Source organism: Pedobacter miscanthi, assembly GCF_032678605.1.
GTDB lineage: Bacteria > Bacteroidota > Bacteroidia > Sphingobacteriales > Sphingobacteriaceae > Pedobacter > Pedobacter miscanthi_A.
On sequence record NZ_JAVTSU010000010.1, the window covers coordinates 82,368 to 104,299 of the forward strand.

At 34.9% G+C, this 21,932-nt stretch carries 19 protein-coding genes; 10 read left to right on the plus strand and 9 right to left on the minus strand.

Annotated elements, in window-relative coordinates:
- Positions 1-44: 44 nt before the first annotated feature.
- From recG to R2R28_RS15855, 4 genes are all read right to left on the minus strand, one after another.
- Positions 45-2,150, minus strand: coding sequence for an ATP-dependent DNA helicase RecG (recG, locus tag R2R28_RS15840; protein WP_316826661.1), 2,106 nt, complete (start codon positions 2,148-2,150; stop codon positions 45-47).
- Between the two features lie 225 nt (positions 2,151-2,375).
- The gene (locus tag R2R28_RS15845; protein ID WP_316826662.1) at positions 2,376-2,756 is read right to left on the minus strand and encodes a RidA family protein; all 381 of its coding nucleotides are present in this window, start codon (positions 2,754-2,756) and stop codon (positions 2,376-2,378) included.
- A 10-nt stretch (positions 2,757-2,766) separates the two neighbouring features.
- Positions 2,767-2,904 carry a DUF6728 family protein gene (locus tag R2R28_RS15850; protein WP_308421194.1) on the minus strand — a complete coding sequence of 46 codons (138 nt, stop codon included), beginning with the start codon at positions 2,902-2,904 and terminating at the stop codon, positions 2,767-2,769.
- Positions 2,905-3,002: 98 nt separating this feature from the next.
- Positions 3,003-4,349, minus strand: a complete 1,347-nt coding sequence (locus R2R28_RS15855) for an OmpA family protein (protein WP_316826663.1) — start codon at positions 4,347-4,349, stop codon at positions 3,003-3,005.
- Between the two features lie 171 nt (positions 4,350-4,520).
- Here R2R28_RS15855 and R2R28_RS15860 point away from each other — a divergent pair, with 171 nt between their 5' ends.
- Positions 4,521-5,810, plus strand: coding sequence for an aminopeptidase P family protein (locus tag R2R28_RS15860; protein ID WP_316826664.1), 1,290 nt, complete (start codon positions 4,521-4,523; stop codon positions 5,808-5,810).
- A 44-nt stretch (positions 5,811-5,854) separates the two neighbouring features.
- On the opposite strand, the gene meaB is transcribed toward R2R28_RS15860, so the two are convergent.
- Positions 5,855-6,751: a methylmalonyl Co-A mutase-associated GTPase MeaB gene (gene meaB, locus R2R28_RS15865; RefSeq protein WP_316826665.1), complete on the minus strand. Its 897-nt coding sequence runs from the start codon at positions 6,749-6,751 to the stop codon at positions 5,855-5,857.
- Between the two features lie 59 nt (positions 6,752-6,810).
- Here meaB and R2R28_RS15870 point away from each other — a divergent pair, with 59 nt between their 5' ends.
- From R2R28_RS15870 to R2R28_RS15890, 5 genes are all read left to right on the plus strand, one after another.
- Complete coding sequence (locus R2R28_RS15870; protein WP_316826666.1) at positions 6,811-7,686, plus strand: glycosyltransferase family 2 protein; 876 nt, start codon at positions 6,811-6,813, stop codon at positions 7,684-7,686.
- Positions 7,687-7,743: 57 nt separating this feature from the next.
- Positions 7,744-8,814, plus strand: coding sequence for a glycosyltransferase family 1 protein (locus R2R28_RS15875; protein ID WP_316826667.1), 1,071 nt, complete (start codon positions 7,744-7,746; stop codon positions 8,812-8,814).
- Positions 8,815-9,069: 255 nt separating this feature from the next.
- Complete coding sequence (locus R2R28_RS15880) at positions 9,070-10,905, plus strand: ABC transporter ATP-binding protein (RefSeq protein ID WP_316826668.1); 1,836 nt, start codon at positions 9,070-9,072, stop codon at positions 10,903-10,905.
- 9 nt (positions 10,906-10,914) lie between these two features.
- The gene (locus R2R28_RS15885; protein ID WP_316826669.1) at positions 10,915-12,078 is read left to right on the plus strand and encodes a glycosyltransferase; all 1,164 of its coding nucleotides are present in this window, start codon (positions 10,915-10,917) and stop codon (positions 12,076-12,078) included.
- Positions 12,075-13,025, plus strand: a complete 951-nt coding sequence (locus tag R2R28_RS15890; RefSeq protein WP_316826670.1) for a glycosyltransferase — start codon at positions 12,075-12,077, stop codon at positions 13,023-13,025. The genes R2R28_RS15885 and R2R28_RS15890 overlap by 4 nt, the downstream gene beginning before the upstream one ends.
- 36 nt (positions 13,026-13,061) lie before the next feature.
- Here R2R28_RS15890 and R2R28_RS15895 read toward each other — a convergent pair whose 3' ends face one another.
- The gene (locus tag R2R28_RS15895; RefSeq protein ID WP_316826671.1) at positions 13,062-14,171 is read right to left on the minus strand and encodes a glycosyltransferase family 4 protein; all 1,110 of its coding nucleotides are present in this window, start codon (positions 14,169-14,171) and stop codon (positions 13,062-13,064) included.
- Positions 14,172-14,377: 206 nt separating this feature from the next.
- Here R2R28_RS15895 and R2R28_RS15900 point away from each other — a divergent pair, with 206 nt between their 5' ends.
- Together R2R28_RS15900 and R2R28_RS15905 are read left to right on the plus strand one after the other, a co-directional pair.
- Entirely contained in the window at positions 14,378-15,232 is an 855-nt protein-coding gene (locus R2R28_RS15900; protein ID WP_316826672.1) for an alpha-1,2-fucosyltransferase, read from the plus strand.
- Positions 15,229-16,236 (plus strand): glycosyltransferase family 2 protein, encoded by a 1,008-nt coding sequence (locus tag R2R28_RS15905; protein WP_316826673.1) that lies wholly within the window; start codon positions 15,229-15,231, stop codon positions 16,234-16,236. The genes R2R28_RS15900 and R2R28_RS15905 overlap by 4 nt, the downstream gene beginning before the upstream one ends.
- Here the strand turns inward: R2R28_RS15905 and R2R28_RS15910 are convergent.
- The gene (locus tag R2R28_RS15910) at positions 16,233-17,324 is read right to left on the minus strand and encodes an acyltransferase (protein WP_316826674.1); all 1,092 of its coding nucleotides are present in this window, start codon (positions 17,322-17,324) and stop codon (positions 16,233-16,235) included. The genes R2R28_RS15905 and R2R28_RS15910 overlap by 4 nt on opposite strands.
- A 234-nt stretch (positions 17,325-17,558) precedes the next feature.
- Between R2R28_RS15910 and R2R28_RS15915 the strand changes: the two genes are divergently transcribed.
- Positions 17,559-18,302, plus strand: coding sequence for a DUF268 domain-containing protein (locus R2R28_RS15915; RefSeq protein WP_316826675.1), 744 nt, complete (start codon positions 17,559-17,561; stop codon positions 18,300-18,302).
- Between the two features lie 135 nt (positions 18,303-18,437).
- On the opposite strand, the gene R2R28_RS15920 is transcribed toward R2R28_RS15915, so the two are convergent.
- The gene (locus tag R2R28_RS15920) at positions 18,438-19,865 is read right to left on the minus strand and encodes an MAC/perforin domain-containing protein (RefSeq protein WP_316826676.1); all 1,428 of its coding nucleotides are present in this window, start codon (positions 19,863-19,865) and stop codon (positions 18,438-18,440) included.
- Between the two features lie 159 nt (positions 19,866-20,024).
- Positions 20,025-21,299 carry a S41 family peptidase gene (locus R2R28_RS15925; RefSeq protein WP_316826677.1) on the minus strand — a complete coding sequence of 425 codons (1,275 nt, stop codon included), beginning with the start codon at positions 21,297-21,299 and terminating at the stop codon, positions 20,025-20,027.
- Between the two features lie 213 nt (positions 21,300-21,512).
- Here R2R28_RS15925 and R2R28_RS15930 point away from each other — a divergent pair, with 213 nt between their 5' ends.
- A complete protein-coding gene (locus R2R28_RS15930) occupies positions 21,513-21,764 on the plus strand; it encodes a helix-turn-helix transcriptional regulator (protein WP_316826678.1) in 252 nt (83 codons plus the stop codon).
- The last annotated feature ends 168 nt before the right edge of the window (positions 21,765-21,932 follow it).

Genomic DNA, 21,932 nt, shown 5'->3' on the forward strand with positions numbered 1-21,932 from the left:
ACTTATTTTCCGTAAAGTTGATGATAATCAACACAATAGAAAAATTAAGAAATCTTATCAAAAGAAATCCCTCTTTCCAGTTTTCGCAGGTAAGCTTTTAGGACTGCGTTTTCTGGCTTTTCCAACTGGGGATCTTCTGAAAACAGTTCGATAACCGTATTCCGTGCTTCTGATAGAATTACCTGATCTTTGGCCAGGTCGGCAAGTTTTAAATCCAGCACCCCGCTTTGTTGTGTTCCGGTAATATCTCCAGGGCCGCGTAACTGCAGGTCGATCTCAGAGATTTCGAAACCATTATTGGTCCTTACCATGGTTTCCAGGCGGACTTTTCCTTCTTTACTCAATTTATTACCGCTCATCAGGATGCAAAAGGATTGTTCGGCGCCACGGCCAACCCTACCACGCAACTGGTGGAGTTGTGAAAGTCCAAACCGTTCCGAGTTTTCAATCACCATCACAGAAGCATTAGGCACATTTACGCCAACTTCTATTACCGTTGTGGCTACCATAATCTGGCTTTTACCATCAATAAACTGCTGCATTTCGAACTGCTTATCTGCATTTGGCATTTGGCCATGTACAATGCTTAGCTGGTAATCTGGTCGAGGAAATTGATAACTCAGTTGCTCAATACCCGCTTCAAGATGTAGAAGATCAAGTTTCTCGCTTTCCTTAATTAAAGGATAAACAATGTAAACCTGCCTGCCCTTGGCAATTTCCTGTTTCATAAAACCAAACATCCTCAAACGCTGGCCTTCAAAAAGATGTTTGGTTTCTATTGGCTTTCTTCCGGCAGGCAGTTCATCGATGATAGAAACATCAAGGTCACCATATAAAGTCATCGCTAAAGTACGTGGGATTGGTGTTGCAGTCATCACCAGGATATGTGGCGGAATAACGTTTTTTCGCCAGAGTTTTGCTCGCTGCTCCACGCCAAAACGATGCTGCTCATCAATTACCACCAAACCCAGGTTTTTAAACTGTACTTTATCCTCAATTAGCGCATGTGTACCTATTAAAATATCAATTTCGCCACTTTCCAATTGTTCGTGCAAAATCGTACGGTCTTTCTTTTTAGTATTACCGGTTAAAATAGCCACCTTAACCAAATCATCAGTGATGAGTTCTGTCATGGAAGCGTAGTGTTGGCGGGCCAAAATTTCGGTCGGAGCCATCATACAAGCCTGATAGCCGTTATCATTTGCCAATAGCATACTCATTAGCGCTACTGCAGTTTTACCGCTTCCTACATCGCCCTGAACAAGCCTGTTCATTTGTACCCCGCGTTGGGTATCAATCCTGATTTCTTTAACCACCCTTTTCTGGGCATTGGTTAATTCGAATGGTAAAAATTCTTTATAAAAGCGATTCACTTTTTCGCCAACCTTTTCAAAGGTTACCCCTTTAAATTTTAACTGGCGTAAATGTTTATTATGTAATAACTGTAATTGAATAAAGAATAACTCTTCAAATTTTAGCCTTCTTTCCGCAGCATTTAAATCTTTTTGGTTCTTTGGGAAATGAATATTCAACAATGCCATTTTCTTATCCGGCAGCTGATATTTATCAATGATGTATGGAGGTAAGTTTTCCGGAACCTGTGGAATAATCTGATCCAACAAACCGGCTATTAAACGTTGTAATCCCTTAGAATCGAGGTTAAACTTTTTTAGTTTTTCAGTAGAATTGTATACTGGCTGAAGCGTCAGGTTCCCCCTTCCAACCTGCTTACGCTGATATAGCTCCATTTCAGGGTGCGATATACTAAACGTTCCATTAAAAATGCTTGGTTTACCAAAAGCCACATAAGCAGTACCAACTGTTATATTATCGTCAACCCATTTTAGGCTTTGGAACCAAACCAGTTCCATAATACCCGTTTCATCTTTAAAAACGGCAACAATCCGTTTTGCTCTTTTATCGCCGATTACCTTTTTACTGATTACACGACCAATAATTTGAATGTACTGCGAATCTGGATTGATTTGATTGATCTTAAAATATTTTGTACGGTCGATATACCTAAAAGGATAATGCGCAAGCAGATCCTGATAGGTGAACAGGCCGAGGTCTTTTTTCAAAACATCGGCACGACTTGGCCCAACGCCTTTTAAAAACTCAACAGGTGTATCTAATATCGAATTAAACAAAATATTTTACCGTTTCTTGTAAATAACAGTTTCATCAAAGTGCCTTAAAAGTAACGATCGACAGCAGTAAAAGCAAATAGACGTATTTTCATTCAAATCTATGTTTTCCTTAAAATAGAAAATGCAACACTATTGTTTTATGCTGTGCAAAAAAACGGGCATTATTCCCAGGTGATACAAGGAATAATGCCCGCTATGAAATTTCTGCTTTTGATTATGATCTTATTATCCTACAATGGCGATCACAGAAATTTCTACATTTACATTTTTTGGCAATACTGAAACCTGAACTGTTTCACGGGCAGGAAATTCAGCAGTAAAATATTGTCCGTAAATTTCATTTACTTGCGCAAAAGTTCCCATATCACTTAAGAAAATAGTCGATTTAACCACATGATCGAAAGTTAAACCCGCTTCCAATAAAACAGCCTTAAGGTTACGCATTACCTGATGGGTTTCTGCTTCGATATTGCTAATATTTAATTCTCCATTTTCAGGATTAATGGCTACCTGACCTGATACGAATAAAAAGTTTCCGGCCTGTACAGCCTGACTATATGGCCCAATTGGGGCAGGGGCATTAGTAGTATTAATAATTTGTTTCATACGATTTGAATTATTTGGCAAGCCACTGAATAAGCTTGTAGATGATACCTGCAAGAAAAATGGAAATAGCCAATGCATTAATAAAATGCATAATTTTAATATTGATATTATTTGGCCTGTTTGGATCTTTTTTTCTAAAGAAGTACATATGTACAAACTTAGCTAAAAAGCTTTATACCAAAAATTAAAAGGCACAAAAAAAGTCCCGACTTTCATCGGGACTTTTTTAAATCTTATATTGAAATACTAGTTTCTAGCAGTTTCAACACGACGGTTTTGGATACGACCTTCTTCAGTATCGTTAGAAGCAATTGGATTAGCTTCACCATTACCTTTAGTAGCAACTTGACTAGCGTTAACACCAGAGTTTACTAAGTAAGTTTTAACAGAGTTAGCTCTGTCTTTAGATAATTTCAAGTTATATGCAGCAGTACCTTCGCTTGAAGCGTAACCGTTTACAGTTACTTTACCACCGTTTTCACGTAACACTGAAGATAATTTATCTAAAGTAGGGTAAGACTCAGTTTTTAAAACTGAAGAGTTGAAATCGAAAGCGATTTTTTCGAAACCAGTTGCAGTGCTAGTAGCAGCAGTAGGCTCTGGTGCTTTTGGAAGAGGACAACCTGAACCATCAACAGCAGTACCAGCAGGAGTTCCTGGGCATTTATCGAATTGATCAGCAACACCGTCACCATCAGTATCTTTTTTCAAATCTTCAACAGATTTCTCAACAGCAGAAACACGGTTTTTCAATGCTTCAACTTCTTGACGTAAAGTTGGATCTTTTAACTCATCGTACATAGTAGCTAATGGGTTAGTCCACTCTAAACTTGGTTTAGCAGAAGAACCTAAAGAGAATTCTAAACCAGCATAACCGTAAGAGAATTTATCTTTAGTTTGACCTTTTGCATAAACTCCGTCTAAGTTATCAGCATCAACAAAGTTCATTGTGTAACCTAAGTTAAAGTTAACACGCTCAGAAACTTTGAATTTAACACCAGCACCAACTGGAATATAGAAACCTTTTACGTAATCTTTAGCATCATGTTTGTCATCAGAAGGACCAGTAGCACTACCTTTCCAATCGATAACTGTTCCGTTACCTAAAGTAACTTTTGGAGCGTAAGCCATATAACCAGCACCAGCAGTTAAGAAGAAACCAACAGAGTTCTCACGACGTAAGAAATCGATAGATCCTAAGTTAACAACACCACGTAAATCTACAGCATATTGTAATTGAGTTTCGAACTCTCTTGTAGCTGGGTTAGAAATACCTTCGTTAGTACCAGAAAGTTTACCACGTGTTCCGTTTAATTCTAAACCGAAAGAGTGACCTAATTGTTTACGGATGTTTAAACCGTAACCTAAGTTAGCATCCCATTTGTTGAAGTCGTTAGTACCACCGATAGCAACAACTGGCATTAAAACACCACCATGTACACCGATAGACCAAGTTCTGTACTGTCCTCTACCGCCAAATACCTTGACAGCAGAAGTGGTTGCAGGAGCATCCTGAGCGACAGCAAGAGAAGCAACTCCTGTTAATGCCACTAAAGAAAGCGCAACACTTTTCTTTAAAGTAGAATAATTCATAATCTTTTTTCTTTTTTAAGGGTTAAACAATTTAATTGATTAATTTTTCAGTAATCGCAAAATTAAACAAAATTTTAAATTTTCAAACTTTTATACAAACTCCGTTCCAAACTTCACAGTAAATAATCATTTTATTACATTTGGCCATTTCCATATAAAAATAACATTTTCATGAAATATCCTACTATCAATCAGTCATTATTCACCATAAATAGAAAAAATTTCACTAAACAGCTAAAAAACAACTCGTTAGCCATATTCAACTCAAGTGATGAATTTCCAAGAAGCGGCGACCAAAGCTTTGTTTTTAAGCAAAATCCTGATTTATTTTATTTATCGGGAATTGATCAGGAACAAACCATATTGCTCCTATATCCTGATTGTCCTAATCCTTTGTACAGAGAAGTCCTGTTTTTAAGACAGACAAACGACTATATCAAAGTGTGGGAAGGCTATAAGTATACTAAAGAACAAGCTAAGGCAGCATCAGGTATTGAAGCCGTTTATTGGTTAGAAGATTTTGATAACATATTACATAGTATTGTTAACTATGCTGAGCACATTTATTTAAACACGAACGAAAACGACAGGTATGCACACGAAGTCCCCTATCGTGATGTCCGTTTTATTGAGAAAATGAAAGCAAAGTACCCTTTGCACCATTATGAACGCTCGGCACCAATTATGCGCAGTTTACGCGCAGTTAAATCTGATGTTGAGGTAGAATTAACAAAAAAAGCCAGTGCAATAACCCGCGATGCCTTTATCAGGGTGCTAAAATTTACCAAACCAGGTGTTAAAGAATATGAAATCGAGGCAGAGATTATCCACGAATTTATCCGTCAGGGTGGTACAGGCCATGCCTATACCCCTATTATAGCCTCGGGCCATAATGCCAACATTTTGCATTATAACGATAACAACCAGGAATGTAAAGATGGTGATGTAATCCTTTTCGATTTTGGAGCTGAATACGCTAACTACAACGCCGACATGAGCCGATCAATTCCGGTAAATGGCCGTTTTACCCCCAGACAGAAAGCAGTATACAATGCGGTGCACCATGTAATGAAAGAATCCATCAATTTAATCAGCGAAGGTGTGTTGTGGAATACTTATCACGAACAGGTTGGAGAAATCATGACCGAACAACTGGTTAACCTTGGTTTGATCTCATTGGAGGATGTAAAAAACCAGACCGCGAGCTATCCGGCCTATAAAAAATATTTTATGCATGGCACTTCACACCATTTGGGTATTGATGTACATGATTTCGCCGGACGATACACTCCGTTTGCCGCCGGCAATATTTTAACTGTTGAGCCTGGCATTTATATTCCAGAGGAAGGTTTAGGTATCCGTTTAGAGAACAATATCCTGATTACACTAAACGGCAATATAGATTTAATGGCCGATATTCCGCTAGCAGCTGAGGAAATTGAAGAAATCATGAACAGTTAACTAGTTTTCAGCTGTCAATTTGCAATTATCAGTTAACCAGTTAGTTAACCATTATCAAACTCGTCAGCAAAACGATAAACATTAAATCCATCATTTTTTAAAGCTGCCTGAATTTTTTCCCGCAGCTTTTTTTTATCTATATGCTGCATTTTTTTTTGTTGGATGAGCCTCCAGGCTTTTTCGGCGAAAAGAAATGCTTTCCGGTTATTGTCTACAATTTGTGGGGTATCAATCCATGCGCACAGTTCTTCAAGGCCGATATTTTTATCGGCAACCGTTTTTAATACTGGAATTACTTTCTCACCTTGGTGAACGATTTTCTTTAAATTATTGGCAAAGGTGTCGGCTCCCTCCCTGTCGGCTTTATTGATTACAAAACAATCTGCAATTTCCATTAAACCTGATTTAATATTCTGAACCTCATCTCCCGATTCAGGCACCAGCACTACAATGGTTTTATCGGCCAAACCTGCAATTTCAACCTCCGATTGCCCTACGCCTACCGTTTCAACCATAATCAAATCAAAATTTGCCGCCTTTAAAACATCAACCATCTCGATGGTTTTTGCTGAAATCCCTCCTAACGAGCCCCGGGTAGCTAAAGAGCGGATATACACATTGGGATTGTTAAACTGACCGGCCATCCGGATACGATCGCCCAGTAATGAACCAAAATTAAAGGGAGAAGTTGGATCTATCGCCAATATGGCAATGCGTTTTCCTGCAGCTACAAAATAACTGGTTATGGCATTCACCAAGGTACTTTTACCTGCTCCCGGCGGCCCGGTAATTCCCAGAACAGGAGTGTTAGCCTTACCATCTAAATCCCTTAATATCGAATCAGCTGGTTTGATATTATTTTCAACAAGCGTTAATGTCCTTGCCAAAACTTTGTAATTACCTGCTTTTATTTCGCTTAAAATGGATAGATGTGTATTCATCAATAAAACTATCTTTGTACAAATAAACAAAAATTATTAGCTACAAAGCGTCATCAATAATGAAAGTTACCGGTTTTACCTTTTTAAGAAATGCAATTGTAAACGATTATCCGGCAAAAGAAGCTATACTTTCAGTACTGCCTTTGTGCGATGATTTTATAGTTGCGCTGGGAAACTCTTCAGACCAGACTGCTGAAATGGTTAAAAACATTGACCCAAAAATCAGGACCATCGATACCATCTGGGATGAAAGCATAAGAGAAGGCGGACGTGTATTTGCTGATGAAACCAATAAGGCCTTAGCTGAAATAGATAAAAGTACCGACTGGATGATTTATATCCAGGGTGATGAGGCCATCCATGAGGATTATCTTCCATTAATTAAAAAAGAAATGGAGGTGGAGCTTAACAACAGCAATGTTGAAGCGCTACTGCTAAAATATAAACACTTTTACGCTTCTTATGATTACCTGGCGGAATCGAGACGCTGGTACAGAAGGGAGGTTAGGGTGATTAAAAACCTGCCAGGCGTACATTCTTACCGTGACGCACAGGGTTTCAGGATTAATGACAGAAAACTGAAGGTTAAATTAATTGACGCCTATATTTACCATTACGGTTGGGTAAAACCACCAAAGGGCCTTCAGGGCAAGGTTCGGAACTTTAATCAGTTTTACCAAACGGAAGAATGGATTGAAGAAAATTATCCGGTGCAAAACACCTATGATATGCATAATGCAGATCGTTTGGTTCATTTTAAAGGGACCCATCCAAAAGTAATGCAGACCAGAATTGCTGCCGCAAACTGGAAATTTGAGAAAGATTTAACCAAAGAAACCCCTAAAATGAATTTCCGCAGAAGGATTTTACAAAAGATTGAAGACTTAACCGGATTACGTTTGTTCGAATACCGGAATTATAAAATTGTAAAGTAGCTACAATTTAAATCTGTCTATATTTGTATAATTTTTCAACCCCGTAAAAATCATTTAATGAAAAAACCTAAGGTCCTAGTCACTTTTGATTCAATGAAAGACGCCAATTGTGGCTATTTTTCGTTTGGAAAAGGATTAGGTGACGCATTAATTCAGGAAAATAAAGGGAAATTTGAACTGAAATTTTATCTTTTTAAACACACCAAATATCTTTTTAATGGTTTGGTTGACATCATTTATCTCTCCAGATTAGATCGGTTATTTTTTAAGAAAAAAAATGATTTCGACGTTGTTCATCTTTCCGACCAAACCTGCAGGTTAAGGCCCGGTAAAGTAAATGCAAAAAAAATAATGACCGTTCATGATATGAACAAGGTGCATTTAAAATTTAGCAAGCCACACAGAATTCAGGTTTATTTAAAAAAGCTTGGTAAACTTATATCCCAGTGTGATAAAATTGTTTGTATTTCTCAATTCGTTGCTAATGATGTTTTACATTATTTTCCGGAAGCCAATGGAAAAGTTAGCGTAATTTATAACGGGGCAGATAAATTGATTCCTAATGAGCATCATACACCTGATTTTGTTCCCCGAAAACCTTTCCTGTTTACAATTGGATTATTATCTGTTCAGAAAGGCTTTCATTTATTACCTGCGCTTTTAAAAGGAAACGATTTTGAACTGGTAATTTCAGGCAAGGAAACACCACACAAGCAAAGAATTTTAGAAGAAGCCGCAAAATATAACTGCCTGGACAGGGTACATATTACAGGGCCAATAAGTGAAGATGACAAAACCTGGTATTACAAAAATTGCAATGCTTTTTTATTCCCTTCAGTTGCTGAGGGTTTTGGTTTACCCGTAATTGAAGCCATGCATTTTGGAAAACCTGTGTTTCTATCAAAATTTACTTCATTACCGGAGGTGGGCGGAGATATTGCATATTATTTTGACAATTTTGAACCTGAACACATGCAAGAGGTGTTTAGCAATGGAATGGGTGATTTTATTCAAAACAATCGTTCCAGCGAAGCCGTTGTGCAGGCTGAAAAATTTTCGTGGGAAATTGCAGCAAATAAGTATTTGAACTTATACCAGGAATGCCTGGAAAACGATAAAGAGAAATAGTTTACCTGTTAAAATCCAATCGGAAAGGGCTTGGCAACAATTCTTATAACGCCATTTAATTATTACAATAATACAGCTACAATACGCATAAAACGGCATATCTATCCATTTAAACAACCAAGAATTGTAATTTTAATTCTGTAAGCTGACCATCAACTTATTGATATATATGAAAAAGCGTACATTTGCCTGAATTTTATTATAATCTTTTTACGGCTAGGTACTCCCTAAGTTCTGTTATATATACCATACATAATGAAAACTTATTTTCGTTTATTATCTTTTGCCAAACCTATAGAAAAGTTTGCTATACCTTACGTTATTGCAACTTTGCTTTCTATTCTATTCGGAACCTTTAACCTGGCTTTGTTATCACCCTTGTTCGAAACACTTTTAAATGCAAACAAGCAAGCTTGCAAAACGCCAAGCTTAACCGATAAAGCAGCCTCTTCCTTTAGCCTATTGGGCAAGTTAAGAGATTTTGTTAACTACTCTATCAAGGTTAACACCATAGAAAGTACGCTAATGTACATTTGTATTATCATTGTAATTTCTGTATTGCTTTCCAATTTATTCAGGTATTTTTCTCAACGTTATATGGAAGATTTGCGGGTTCATACCTTGCTAAACTTCAGAAAGCGGGTTTTTAACAATGTGATGAATCTTCATGTGGGATATTTTAACAACGAAAGAAAGGGTGATATTATTTCTAAAGTAGCCTCTGATGTACAGGTGGTTCAATTTACGGTTACCAATACACTTCAGGTTGTTTTTAAAGAACCGGTAACGCTAATTGTTTATGTTATCCTTTTATTTAACATATCAGCCAAGCTTACTTTATTTTCCTTATTGGTGATCCCAATTTCTGCATTTATTATCAGTAAAATTGTAAAAAGATTAAAGCAACAGGCTAAAGAATCGCATGAATCTTTTGCGAAAATGATTGGCTTTTTGGATGAGGCCTTAAGTGGGATTAAAATTATAAAGGCCTTTAATGCAACAGAAAGAATTAAAGATAAATTTAACCAGGAAAATATATTCTATTCTAACTTAACCCGTAAAATGGTTAGGCGCCAGCAATTGGGCTCACCGGTTTCTGAGTTTCTGGGTGTTTTAATGATTTCAATCATCGTTTGGTATGGCGGATCATTAATTTTACATAACGATAAAAATGCCCTTACAGCATCAGATTTTATTGCTTATATCGCTATTTTTTCTCAGGTGATGCGCCCTGCAAAAGCATTAACAGACTCATTTAGCGGAATTCATTCTGGAATTGCTGCAGGAGAACGCGTTTTAGAGCTAATTGATACGGAACCATTGTTGCTTAACCAACCAGATGCTAAAGTGCTTGATGGTTTTAACAGCGCAATCAGTGTTCAAAATGTATCATTTAATTATGGCGAAAAACAAATCCTCAACTCAATAACCTTCGACATTGAAAAAGGAAAAACAGTAGCCTTGGTTGGTCCTTCGGGAGGCGGAAAAAGTACATTGATGGATTTATTACCACGTTTCCACGATCCAAAATCAGGAACTATTACAATTGATGGCCACGATTACAGATCGCTTACCGTAGAAAGTATCCGTTCGCAAATGGGCACTGTTAATCAGGAATCCTTCCTATTTAACGATAGTATTTATAATAATATCGCTTTTGCTAAACCAGATGCCACGGAGGAGGAAGTTATTGCAGCCGCAAAAATTGCAAATGCACACGATTTTATCCTGAATACCGAAAATGGTTATCAAACAAATGTGGGCGATAGGGGCAATAAATTATCGGGCGGGCAGAAACAACGCGTTTGTATTGCCAGGGCAGTTTTAGCCAATCCGCCAATCATGCTTTTAGATGAAGCGACATCAGCATTGGATACGGAATCTGAAAAACTGGTACAGGATGCATTAAATAATTTAATGAAAAACCGTACTTCAATTGTTATAGCCCACCGTTTAAGTACCATACAACATGCCGATAAAATTGTAGTAATTGATAAAGGCGAAGTGGTAGAAAGTGGTAGCCATACCGAATTAATGAATAAAAACGGCTTATACAGGCGTTTAATCGACATGCAGGCTTTTAACGACTAAACATTTTAGATGAAGAAAGTATTATTTTTTATGCCTGATAACCCGTTAAAAAAAAATGCGGGGAATAGAACCAGGGCTTTAAGTATGTTAAGCTATTTTAAATCAAGAAATTTTGAAATTGATTTTGTAAGCGAATATTTCACCGGTCGTTGGAGCGAAACAGACATTGAAGCATTTGAGCAATCAGGACTGGCCAATAATACTTATGTAATTAAAAAAAAACCTTCTAAAAAAAATATAGTTTATTATCTTCTTTTTTATAAGTTACCAAATTTTTTCTATCAAAATAAGGCTTGGTTTTTTCCACTTCAATTTCCCGAATTGGTAACCATGAGGTTTAAGAGGGCTTTTAATAAAATTTTAAAAAACAACGATTACGATTACATCTTTATCAACTATGCCAGCTGGGCTACTTTGGTTGACAATAATTATCTTACTGAAAAATCAATAAAAGTACTGGATACACACGATTTCATAACTGCCCAGCTTCAAAAAAAAGTGAATATCGGTCAATCTTTTAAAGAAGAAATCAGAAGAATTTCTTTATTTGATATTGCTTTGGCCATTTCTGTAGAAGAACAGTATATTTTCAGTCAGTTTTCTAAAAACAGGGTAGCATTAGCCCCTATGATGCTGGATAAACCAGAAAAAAATCGGTCTCTTGAAGAAAAACCTTTCGATCTGATCTATGTAGCTAGTGATAATATCCATAATCAAAAATCGGCCAATTGGTTTTTTAACCTTGTATACCCGCTATTGCCAACCAATATACAGATATGCATCATTGGACAAATAAATGAGCACCTTTCTATAAAGGCACCTAATATTATTGCTGTAAATTTTGCTGAAGATTTATCGCCCTATTACCAAAAGGCTAAAGTAGCACTATGCCCAATGTTAACCGGCACCGGCACTAAAATAAAAGTGGTAGAAGCACTATCTTATGGCTTGCCAATAGTTTGTAATACGAGAGGTATTGATGGCTTGATCAACAAAACCAATAATGGTTGTTTGGTTAGTGATGATCCTCCTGAATTTGCGGATAATATCATGAGCCTATTAACAAATGAATCTGAGTATAAGAAGCAGGCAGAAAATGCATTGGCTGCTTTTAACACGAATTACGAAAAGGAACACTGTTATAAAAATCTTGACCAACTGTTTTTAAAATGACCTTATTTTTTACTGTAGCAACCATAAATTATCTGCCTTTTGCTGTATCATTATTAGATTCTGCTAAAAAGTATCATCCAGATTTTGAATTTTGCATTTGTCTTGCTGATTACATTACGGATGATGAAATAGAGCGTAATGAACTGATGAACAAATATCCAATTGTTCAACTTCATGAACTAGGTGCAGATGAATTTGATTTTATAACTCAAAATTATAACCCGATGCAATTGGCGAATTGTTCAAAAGTACTTTTTGCCAAATATTTTTTAGAACAAGTTCATATTAATCAAGTTATTTTTTGCGATTCTGATACATTCTTCTTCGGACCTTTACCCAAAAGCACCGTTAATGATCATGAGATAATATTAAGTCCACATTTTACACAGCCACCCAGCATTGATATGAAACGTCAAGAGCTGGAGGTTTTAAACGCTGGTTTGTATAACGGAGGTTTTTTTAAATTAAGAAAATCAGCACAAGCGTTTAGATACATTGACTGGTTACGCGAGCGCTCCGTTAAAGATTGTATATACGATTTTAAAAGGGGATATTATGGCGAGCAATTGTGGCTAAATCTTGTTCCTCTATATTTTAAAGACACTTTTATAGAAAGAAATGAGGGCGTAAATGTAGCATATTGGAATTTACACGAACGAGAAATTTCAGAAGTAAACGGTTCTTTCTTTGTCAACAATACTACTCCACTTAGCTTTTTTCATTATAGTGGCTGGGATTACTTCGCGCCAGAAGAAATTTCTAAATGGGCTTTAATTACATCAGAAATGCGCCCGGAGATTAAGCCTTTACTACTAAAATATCATGCAGCGCTTGAAGCCAACGAATACGAACACTATATTAAAAAGACCAACTATTACACAAGCAACAATAACTTAAATAAAAAATCGTTTTTTAGCGCTTTAAAAAAGAAGTATTTTAAACGCTAAATGATTTAAAACATTAAAGTCATTTGAATCGTATTCTTAAGTCATTTCATCTAAAATATTCTCTAAAATTGCAACTTGTTTTTTTACTTCGTAGCCGAGTGCCTGTCTTTTAATTTCTTCTTGATTAAAAGCTGAAAAATTACTTTCAATCTCCTTCATTGCATCAGCTAAGTCCTCAATTTTCCAGGAGTTAACAACTCTACCAGTATGTGGCTGTACAAATTCACTAATCCCTCCGGAGTTAAATCCTGCAATTGGTTTGCCTAAAGTAGCAGCCTCTAGCATTACCAATGGGAACGAATCTTCTCTTGATAGCAGCAAGAAGGCATCGGCCGAGTTAAGATAATTATAATATTCCTCCCGCTGAACGCCTAAAAACTTAACCCTATCAGGAAAATTAGTGTGCAAAGCTTTCTCTGTGTAATAATATAGCCCGGTATATTCATCGCCCCCAATCCAAATAAACTTGAAATTTTGAGGCACTACTTTAAGTAAAGCAACTAAAAAATCAATTCCTTTTATTAATGATGTTTTTCCTGAAATTGCCCATACAAAATCATCGCTACTCAAACCAGTAGCCGCTTTTACCTCTGAAGCTAATTTTGTATAAGTTATTTTATCAGTATCAACAAAACCATATAATAATTTCACATCTGTTCTGCCCATATCCCTTATCTTATTACACACAGCTTCAGAACAACCAATAAGGATTGATGAATAGTTGATAATACTCTTTAAATCATTATAGGTAATGAAATTATAAGCTATTGTTAGCTCGTGCACATGTGTTATAATTTTAACTCCTAGTTTTTGTGCTATTTCGTAAACTTCAGGAATTATTATAGTATTAACATACCAAAAATCAACATTATTCTTTTTATGAATTTGTTTTAACTGATATTCGAGTGGATTAACCTTAAAGGCCTTTAAAATAGCTCTAAATGCTTTGAGAAATAAATTTTTACTTTTTTTGTATGGCAAAAAGTATTTAATATGTGCGGGCAAAACATCAATAAAATCTCCCCTTTCTTTACAGAATATTAACGGAGTAAACTTATTTTTATTTAGATGATTTAAGGAATACCATAAAAGCATTTCTGAACCTCCTCTACCTAAATTTTGTGTTATAAATAATATTCTTTTCATCAGAAAATAATCAATTGAATAAAAATAAATCAGTTAATTTGTATAGTTCTACTCAAGATGCAAAATAAAGAATAAATAGTTTAAAAATTTTATTTAGTCTTATTTAGATTATTTTATTTCACTTTCGTAGTATCTTCGCAATTTAATAAATTCATCTTTCAGAATAAAAAATGGCAATTTTATTCGAAAACGACTAATACTTATTAATGAAAATTGTAAAATTATTGGGTGGCTTAGGCAATCAAATGTTTCAATATGCTTTCTACAGATCGTTACAAAATAAGGGCATCAATGTTTACGCAGATTTATCTGATTTTGAAGACTATCCTTTACATAATGGCTATGAGTTGGAAAGGGTTTTTAACATTCACGTAAAAACCCCAGGCAAATTTCTTTTAGAACTATTTAAGCCCAATCAATCAAAATGGATATTTAGAAAATTAAAAAGGATTTTAAATTTAAAGAATACATACAGGGTTGAAGAAAATGAATTAAGGTTCGATGCCTCTTTTCTAAATAACAACAACAACTATTATGCTGGGTATTGGCAAAATGAAGAATATTTCCAAACCATAGCCAACCAAATAAAGCATGATTTTAAATTCCCGGAAATTGAGGAGATAAAAAACCAAACCGTAATGCAACAGATTAATCAGGCCGAAGGCGTAGCGCTCCATGTAAGAAGAGGCGATTACTTAAAAGATCCTTTATTAGGCAACATCTGCGATTTAAACTATTATGAGCAAGCTATATTGACCATAAATTCAAAAATTAAAAACGCTCAATTCTTTGTTTTTTCTGACGACATGGGCTGGTGCCAGCAAAATCTTAAACTGGAAAATGTTACTTACATTGATTGGAATAAGGGAAACAGTAGCTATATCGACATGCAGCTGATGAGTAACTGTAAGCATAATATTATTGCAAACAGCAGTTTTAGCTGGTGGGGAGCATGGCTAAATAATAATACCAGTAAAATGGTTATCGCACCAAAAAAATGGGTAAATAACCTCGCCGCTGATGATACTGATATTTGTCCAAAAAACTGGATTAAACTATGAAAAGTCCTAAAATAACAGTCTTTATGGCTGCATACAATGTTTCGGACTACATCGAAGAATCTATATCGAGCATTCTAAACCAAACATTTAAAGATTTTGAATTTATTATTATCGACGATGGGTCAACCGATGATACATCTCTAATAGTTAAAAAATTTAACGATAGCAGAATCAGTTTCATACAAAATGATGGAAATAAAGGAATACCATTTACAAGAAACAGGTTACTTGAGTTAGCTAAAGGTGAGTATATTGCAATTTTGGACAGCGATGACATTGCTTATCCTGACAGGCTTCAGTTGCAGCTGAACTTTTTTTCAGCACATCCCGAAGTTGCGCTATGCGGAGGGCATGGTAAAGTCATTAATGAAACCGGAATAGAGACTGGTAAAAATATAATTGTGCCAACCGATAATTTGATAAATATGCGCATGTTATTTAACAATCCTTTTATAAATTCCAGTGCCATGTTTAAAACCCAAATTTTTAGAGAACTTAATGGCTATAAAGATTATGCTTTAGCTGAAGATTTTGACCTTTTTATCAGGATTTCTGAAAAATATAGCGTTGCAAATATTGATGCCTTTTTGGTTAAATATAGAATACATGGAGAAAATATAACCATAAAAAGATCGAAAGACCAAGAAAAGCACGAATTGGAAATTCTCGAAAACATGCAGAAAAACTTAGGCATTTCGTTTAACAAGAACAGTTTAAATATGCACAAAGAGTTATTCAGGAATAATTTAAATGAAGCTCACCTCTGTGGATATTTGGAACTATTAAGAGCGATGAAAATTGCGAATACAAAATCTAAACGATTTGATACAATGAAATTGAACCTCTTTTTGTTTAACAAATGGTATGAAATACTACGGTCAAAAAAAGCAAATGTTAAGGCATTAAGTTGGTATTTTAAAAAGGAATTATATCATAACGAGTATTTTAACTTTAAGCAATTCCGAAAAATATTTAAAATCTCGCTTAGAGGATTGATCAGCTAATTCCCTACCATCCACTTCATTCTTGTTTTGCCAATAGCTCTCGCCAAGAAAAAACTAACACTGTAGGTAACTAAAAACCTAAACAATAGTATTCCGGTATTCTGCCACACGCTAAGCTCAAGAAAGTTTAATTTTAAGGGTTGAAAAATTAAGGGAAGCCCTCTACCAATAATTACCACATGGATCAGGTAAATACCAAATGTGGTTTCCCGAGGTCGTAAATTTCGCTGTAGCCAATTTAAACTGCCAACTTTTAACAATAACGCAAACATGATCAAAGAGTATATAATATTACTAAAACGTAAGGTATTATATGCATCATTTATACCAATGCTGTTAAGATAAGTAGATTCTCCAACGCCAATGCTAAAGGTAACAACCGCTAAAAGTATTATTTTAAACCAAGAGGTCGCCTTAATTATTGCCATTACCCTATCGTAGTATTCATTAAAATAAACACCTAGCCATAAATAAAATACAAATCCAAAAATTGCGGTAGTATGGGTTGTAGCAATCCAGCCTTGATAAATATTTACGCTATAAAAAAGCGAAAATAACGCCAGAACCAAACCAAACCAGAGGTTATATAAATATTTTTTAAATAGCAATAAAATGGTAATACAGATAAGAAAGTTAAGGATAAACCAATAAGGACTAATGAGTACGAGACGGACAAAGGTTTCGTAAAAATATTGAAAAAAATTAGATCCAATCAATCCCATTACACTTCCCCTTGCATGAGCGATAAAACGATCTACAACACTTAACATAATTAATACCAATATCCAAAACAACCATGGTCCGATGGTTTTTTTAAACCTGTTTCTTAAATATTGGAAAGGTGTATATTCATCAAACTTATGGTTAATTAAAAAACCACCGATTAGAAAAAAAGCAATTGTACTGAACTTAAAAGATTGTAAAATACAACTTTCAAAAATATTTTCGAGCTGATTGCTATAGTGATTTGGAGGAACAACTCCGCAATGCTCAATGACGATGCCGATCATAGATATACACCTGATGGTATCAACAAATGAAAAGGTTTTTGTTTTAGGTGCTATTACTTTAACTGGCTCGGTGTTCATCAAATATTTTTTTTAATACAATTTGCTAATATCCATAAAAAATGACCTTATATAAAAAACCAAACTAGTTTTAACATATATGTATGAAGAATATTACGCATATCGCATGTAGCTATTAAATATTTGTGGTAGTTGATTTAAAATCTGTAACCGGTTTAAATAAGTTAATTAAGTTCGGTAAAAAATTTCACTAATAATTGCATTATCTTAGCCGTGCCAACAATTAATTCTAGTATGATTAAAAAATTAAGAAAAATATTTTCTAAAGAGAAGCCACAAATTGCAAAATTTAAAGCAGAATTTAAGCAATTGCTCAATCAGGAAAAGCTTTCAAAAAAACGTTTTTCTTTGGATGAAGAAAATCTTTATCCATGTTTATCAGATAGTACATCACAAACGGGCTTCGACAGGCATTACGTTTATCATCCTGCCTGGGCAACAAGAATCATCATAAACAATAAACCATCCAAGCATATAGATATCTCGTCTACGCTACATTTCTGCTCTACACTCTCGGCAATTTTACCTGTTGAGTTTTACGATTATCGGCCAGCAAAACTAGAATTACCAAATTTGAAATCGTTACCTGGTGACTTAATGAATTTACCCTTCGAATCAAATTCAATTGAATCAATATCCTGTATGCACACCGTTGAACATGTAGGATTAGGGAGATATGGAGATCCATTGGATTACGATGCAGATATTAAGGCTATAAATGAATTGAAAAGGGTACTCGCTATCAACGGTACATTATTATTTGTAGTGCCACTTGGATCTAAAGATACAATTTGCTTTAATGCACATCGAATTTATTCTAAAGATCAGGTTTTGAACCTGTTTTCAGATTTGGAACTTAAAGAATTCACCTTAATACCTGAATACGAGGCAGATGGAGGATTAGTGGTCAATCCATCAAAAGAGTTGCTTGAGAAACAGTTTTATGGTTGCGGTTGCTTCTGGTTTACAAAAAAATAAAAATTAATGATATTAAAAGAGCCTCAATTTATTATTGAAGCTCTTTTAATATTTATGTACGAAAATATTTCAGTACTGGATAAATAACATTAAAAACTATACATCATTCCTGTCTAATACTTAAGACTAAACAATTTATGGTTTTGTTTTATAAAGATACCCTGCAATTCCTTCATAGTGATAGCCAGGGTAATTGCCAGAAGCTGTTGCATAATAGTGATCTGTATTGTTATAGTATCTATACAATGGCACTGTACCCGGAAATTGATTTATATATATATATCCTACAATGCCTTGAAACTGATAGCCCGAATAACTACCATTAGTAGTTGTATAATAATGATCTGTGCCATTATAATATTGGTATAAAGGAACTGTTCCAGTTTCTTGGTATTTATAAAGATACCCTTCAGTTCCTTCTAGGTGATAACTTGGATAATTGCCAGATGTAGTTGTGTAATAATGATCTGTACCATTATAATATCTATACAGGGAGGCAACTTCTATATTTAATTTAGCTTGACCGTCTATTAAATACTGTATTACATAAGCTTTAACTGCTGCACTTTTTACCGGATCGGCAATTAAGTCCCAAATCGGAATCAATCCATCTTTTGTAAAATCAATTAACTCCGCATTATTTAAACTAGAAGAATTCTCCCATGCCGTTGTGCTAACTGAAGGAGCACTCCCAGCGGTTGCACTACCAGAAAGGCTCGCAGAGGGTTCTCCTCCAATAGTTTCATAAACCAGTTTCCAATTTGTATTATTAGTTGTTTGTTGTGTTGAGGAAGTCTGGCTTGTATTAATACCAAATATTCCCAATACATTCACATCAATACCAGATGTAGAAGCTTCTTTACGATCGGTAGTATTTGTTTCAGCTCGATAGTGAACAGAAAGTTTCGCTCCTAAAATAATATCTTTTAAAACGTGTGTACCGAATTTTGCAACTATTTGCTGCGGTGAGCTATTCTGAACATCAGAAATGAAAGCAGGTTGTAAATATTGCCTTAATAATTCTGCCTCTGCATTTATTTTTACCCTTTTTTGTTGAATTTTCAGGCTATAACTACTATATACATATTTCGAGGACCAAGCATTCGTATTATCAAAACTACTTGTAACACTTAATTTAAACAAAGGAATAGGAAGGTTTTTACCATCTGCCGGGGTTGTTTTTGGAATATCGCCTTGAGGAACAGAAGCACTGGCTCCAAGCTTATCTGTCAAATTACTCAAATAACTAGCTGCATTTTCACCACCAATAACCTCACCATACTTTCTGCTTGCTTCATCCTTCTCTACTCGATCAAAGTAATCAGCTTTTAGTTTTACAACATCTATAACTGAAAACTTCGAAGCACTACTATTTGCATATTCACCCGTTACATCATAACCATACCCTAGTAAATCCCAAACTCCATCGCCAGCAGATGCCTGCATATTATGCCTGTTTGTTAAAGTCTTTTCCTCTGCAAGTTCATTCTTCTTGCAACTACTAAATGCAGCTGTTAATACACATAGCAAGCAAATAATTTTTAATTTGTAATTGTTTTTCATCAGTAATTTATTGTTATTTTTTTTCAAAACTACCGACAAGAAAAAACAATTATGACAAGGTGAGGTTATCAATTTAATGATTTTTAATACAGATATATTAAATTAAACGCATAATATTAAAAAATTAATCATACAATAATTAATTCAAACAACTCATTCTTAGCGTTTTAATTTTAACCTGTTTTCTAGCATACCTATCTCACTTTGATTATTTAGAACTAAAGGAGTTGTAATTAAGTTTAGTTTCGAAATACTTGCCAATTTCTTAGGCTGCAATTGTATTTTACCTTCAATTGCAGCAAGAGTAGCTTTCAAACATACTTCATCAGCATCACCTAAAATAGGATTGTTTAGCATGGTAACATTCAAATCAGGTTCCATGCCGTTAAAATAATCGGACCATCCTAAAGCATTTTTAATTAAAAAGCTACTGAGATAAACGGTATACTGATCAATATTAATTCCAAAAAAACCGACTGGCTTTCCATATGTTTTTTCCCCGATCAACTTTACATTAAAATAAGGTTTTAGGCAGCTAATGAGTAATTCGCTAGCTGATGCGGTTTGGCCGGATACAATAATATATATGTCCTGAATCGACTCCAGCTTTCCTTTTTTATCAAATCTGTATGTATTTCCAATTTCTGTATAATCTACATCATTCAGTGTAGCTGAGCGACCTTTATAAATAATAGTTTTCCCCGTTTCATCTACATAAGGCTGGTGGCGTAAAATCGTTGCCTTACCATTTTGAAGCGTCGGATTAAATTGTTCTGAATACATTATTTTGCCATTTAACGTACTGGGCGCAATTAAATTGGCAACATATTCTGCTGTTTCTACATAACCACCACCATTAAAACGAAGATCTAAAATAAGATATTTAGGTTTTTCAGCCGCCATTTTTTCAAAAACTTCATTTAACTTAGGCCTAATACTACTTAGCGCTGGGAATGAACCTAAGGCAGTGTAAGCGATTACTTTATCGTCTAAATAAATCATATTTTCAGCCAATACTGCATCACCATCGGTTTTGCCAGCATGGAAGCCACCAGCGGTTCGTCCTACCTGCAGATAAGAATATTTTGGTGTATTATTATAATAGGGAGTTTCAAATGGCTTGTTTGTTACCTGATTTAGTTTAATTTGAGAAATATCAAAAAGTTCATTTTTAAAAGCACTTAATTCGGGCTTAATATTACCATATTTTCCCCTTGGTTTAAAGGTGCCATAATCAGGCAAAACATCATTCCACAAGTAAATCTGTTTTGCATACAAAAAAATAGAATCAAGCGTAAATTCAGTTCTTGTACCTGCAATTGGGGATACGATTTCCTCCTCTTCGATATCGACAGGCTTATCCTTTTTACATCCAAAGGAAGTTATCATTAAAAACAAAAGCAGGATGATTTTTTCAAATTTACACTCGGACATATCAATGTGTTATAAGTTTTTAATTTTTTAAGCTTAAAGTTTAATTAAAATGTAACTATCTGGCTGTTATGCATTAATTTTTTCAAGAATTTAAAACTTACGCAAATAACTAATTTTATTTACTAATTTTGACAAGTCCTTATTATCATTATTTACTTATTGCAGATACAAAAAGTAAATAATAAAAATACATAGTTATTAACGTTTCTCATCATGTTAGATATAGGGATTACACTCAGAAGGTACAGGGATAAATATCATTACACGCAGCAATACGTTGCCGATGTAATTGGCATAAGCAGGGTTGCTTATCGAAAGTGGGAAAATAATGAGGTAGATTTTTCCATATCTCAACTGGATAAAATTGCAGAACTCTACAATATATCCATTCACGATATCATCATTCAATCGGATTTTACAAAGAACAAAATAATTTCTTTCAAACAAAAAGAGGTTGTATCATAAATATAGATTTGTCCAATCCTGAGCTTGTCGAATCACCTGTTTAAATACTCTTTAAGATGTTTCGCCTACTTGTCCACGTTTTTCTTTGGGAAGCTCAACATGACGGCATCTGAGCTGAAATTATCTTTATGATACAACCTCTTACCTATTTATGCCTACTAAACTTTC

Bases quoted from the DNA above. Each gene is read 5' to 3' on its own strand.
- R2R28_RS15845 (WP_316826662.1), bottom strand. From the start codon at position 2,756: ATGAAACAAATTATTAATACTACTAATGCCCCTGCCCCAATTGGGCCA.
- R2R28_RS15850 (WP_308421194.1), bottom strand. From the start codon at position 2,904: ATGTACTTCTTTAGAAAAAAAGATCCAAACAGGCCAAATAATATCAAT.
- R2R28_RS15855 (WP_316826663.1), bottom strand. From the start codon at position 4,349: ATGAATTATTCTACTTTAAAGAAAAGTGTTGCGCTTTCTTTAGTGGCA.
- R2R28_RS15860 (WP_316826664.1), top strand. From the start codon at position 4,521: ATGAAATATCCTACTATCAATCAGTCATTATTCACCATAAATAGAAAA.
- meaB (WP_316826665.1), bottom strand. From the start codon at position 6,751: ATGAATACACATCTATCCATTTTAAGCGAAATAAAAGCAGGTAATTAC.
- R2R28_RS15870 (WP_316826666.1), top strand. From the start codon at position 6,811: ATGAAAGTTACCGGTTTTACCTTTTTAAGAAATGCAATTGTAAACGAT.
- R2R28_RS15875 (WP_316826667.1), top strand. From the start codon at position 7,744: ATGAAAAAACCTAAGGTCCTAGTCACTTTTGATTCAATGAAAGACGCC.
- R2R28_RS15880 (WP_316826668.1), top strand. From the start codon at position 9,070: ATGAAAACTTATTTTCGTTTATTATCTTTTGCCAAACCTATAGAAAAG.
- R2R28_RS15885 (WP_316826669.1), top strand. From the start codon at position 10,915: ATGAAGAAAGTATTATTTTTTATGCCTGATAACCCGTTAAAAAAAAAT.
- R2R28_RS15890 (WP_316826670.1), top strand. From the start codon at position 12,075: ATGACCTTATTTTTTACTGTAGCAACCATAAATTATCTGCCTTTTGCT.
- R2R28_RS15895 (WP_316826671.1), bottom strand. From the start codon at position 14,171: ATGAAAAGAATATTATTTATAACACAAAATTTAGGTAGAGGAGGTTCA.
- R2R28_RS15900 (WP_316826672.1), top strand. From the start codon at position 14,378: ATGAAAATTGTAAAATTATTGGGTGGCTTAGGCAATCAAATGTTTCAA.
- R2R28_RS15905 (WP_316826673.1), top strand. From the start codon at position 15,229: ATGAAAAGTCCTAAAATAACAGTCTTTATGGCTGCATACAATGTTTCG.
- R2R28_RS15910 (WP_316826674.1), bottom strand. From the start codon at position 17,324: ATGAACACCGAGCCAGTTAAAGTAATAGCACCTAAAACAAAAACCTTT.
- R2R28_RS15915 (WP_316826675.1), top strand. From the start codon at position 17,559: ATGATTAAAAAATTAAGAAAAATATTTTCTAAAGAGAAGCCACAAATT.
- R2R28_RS15920 (WP_316826676.1), bottom strand. From the start codon at position 19,865: ATGAAAAACAATTACAAATTAAAAATTATTTGCTTGCTATGTGTATTA.
- R2R28_RS15925 (WP_316826677.1), bottom strand. From the start codon at position 21,299: ATGTCCGAGTGTAAATTTGAAAAAATCATCCTGCTTTTGTTTTTAATG.
- R2R28_RS15930 (WP_316826678.1), top strand. From the start codon at position 21,513: ATGTTAGATATAGGGATTACACTCAGAAGGTACAGGGATAAATATCAT.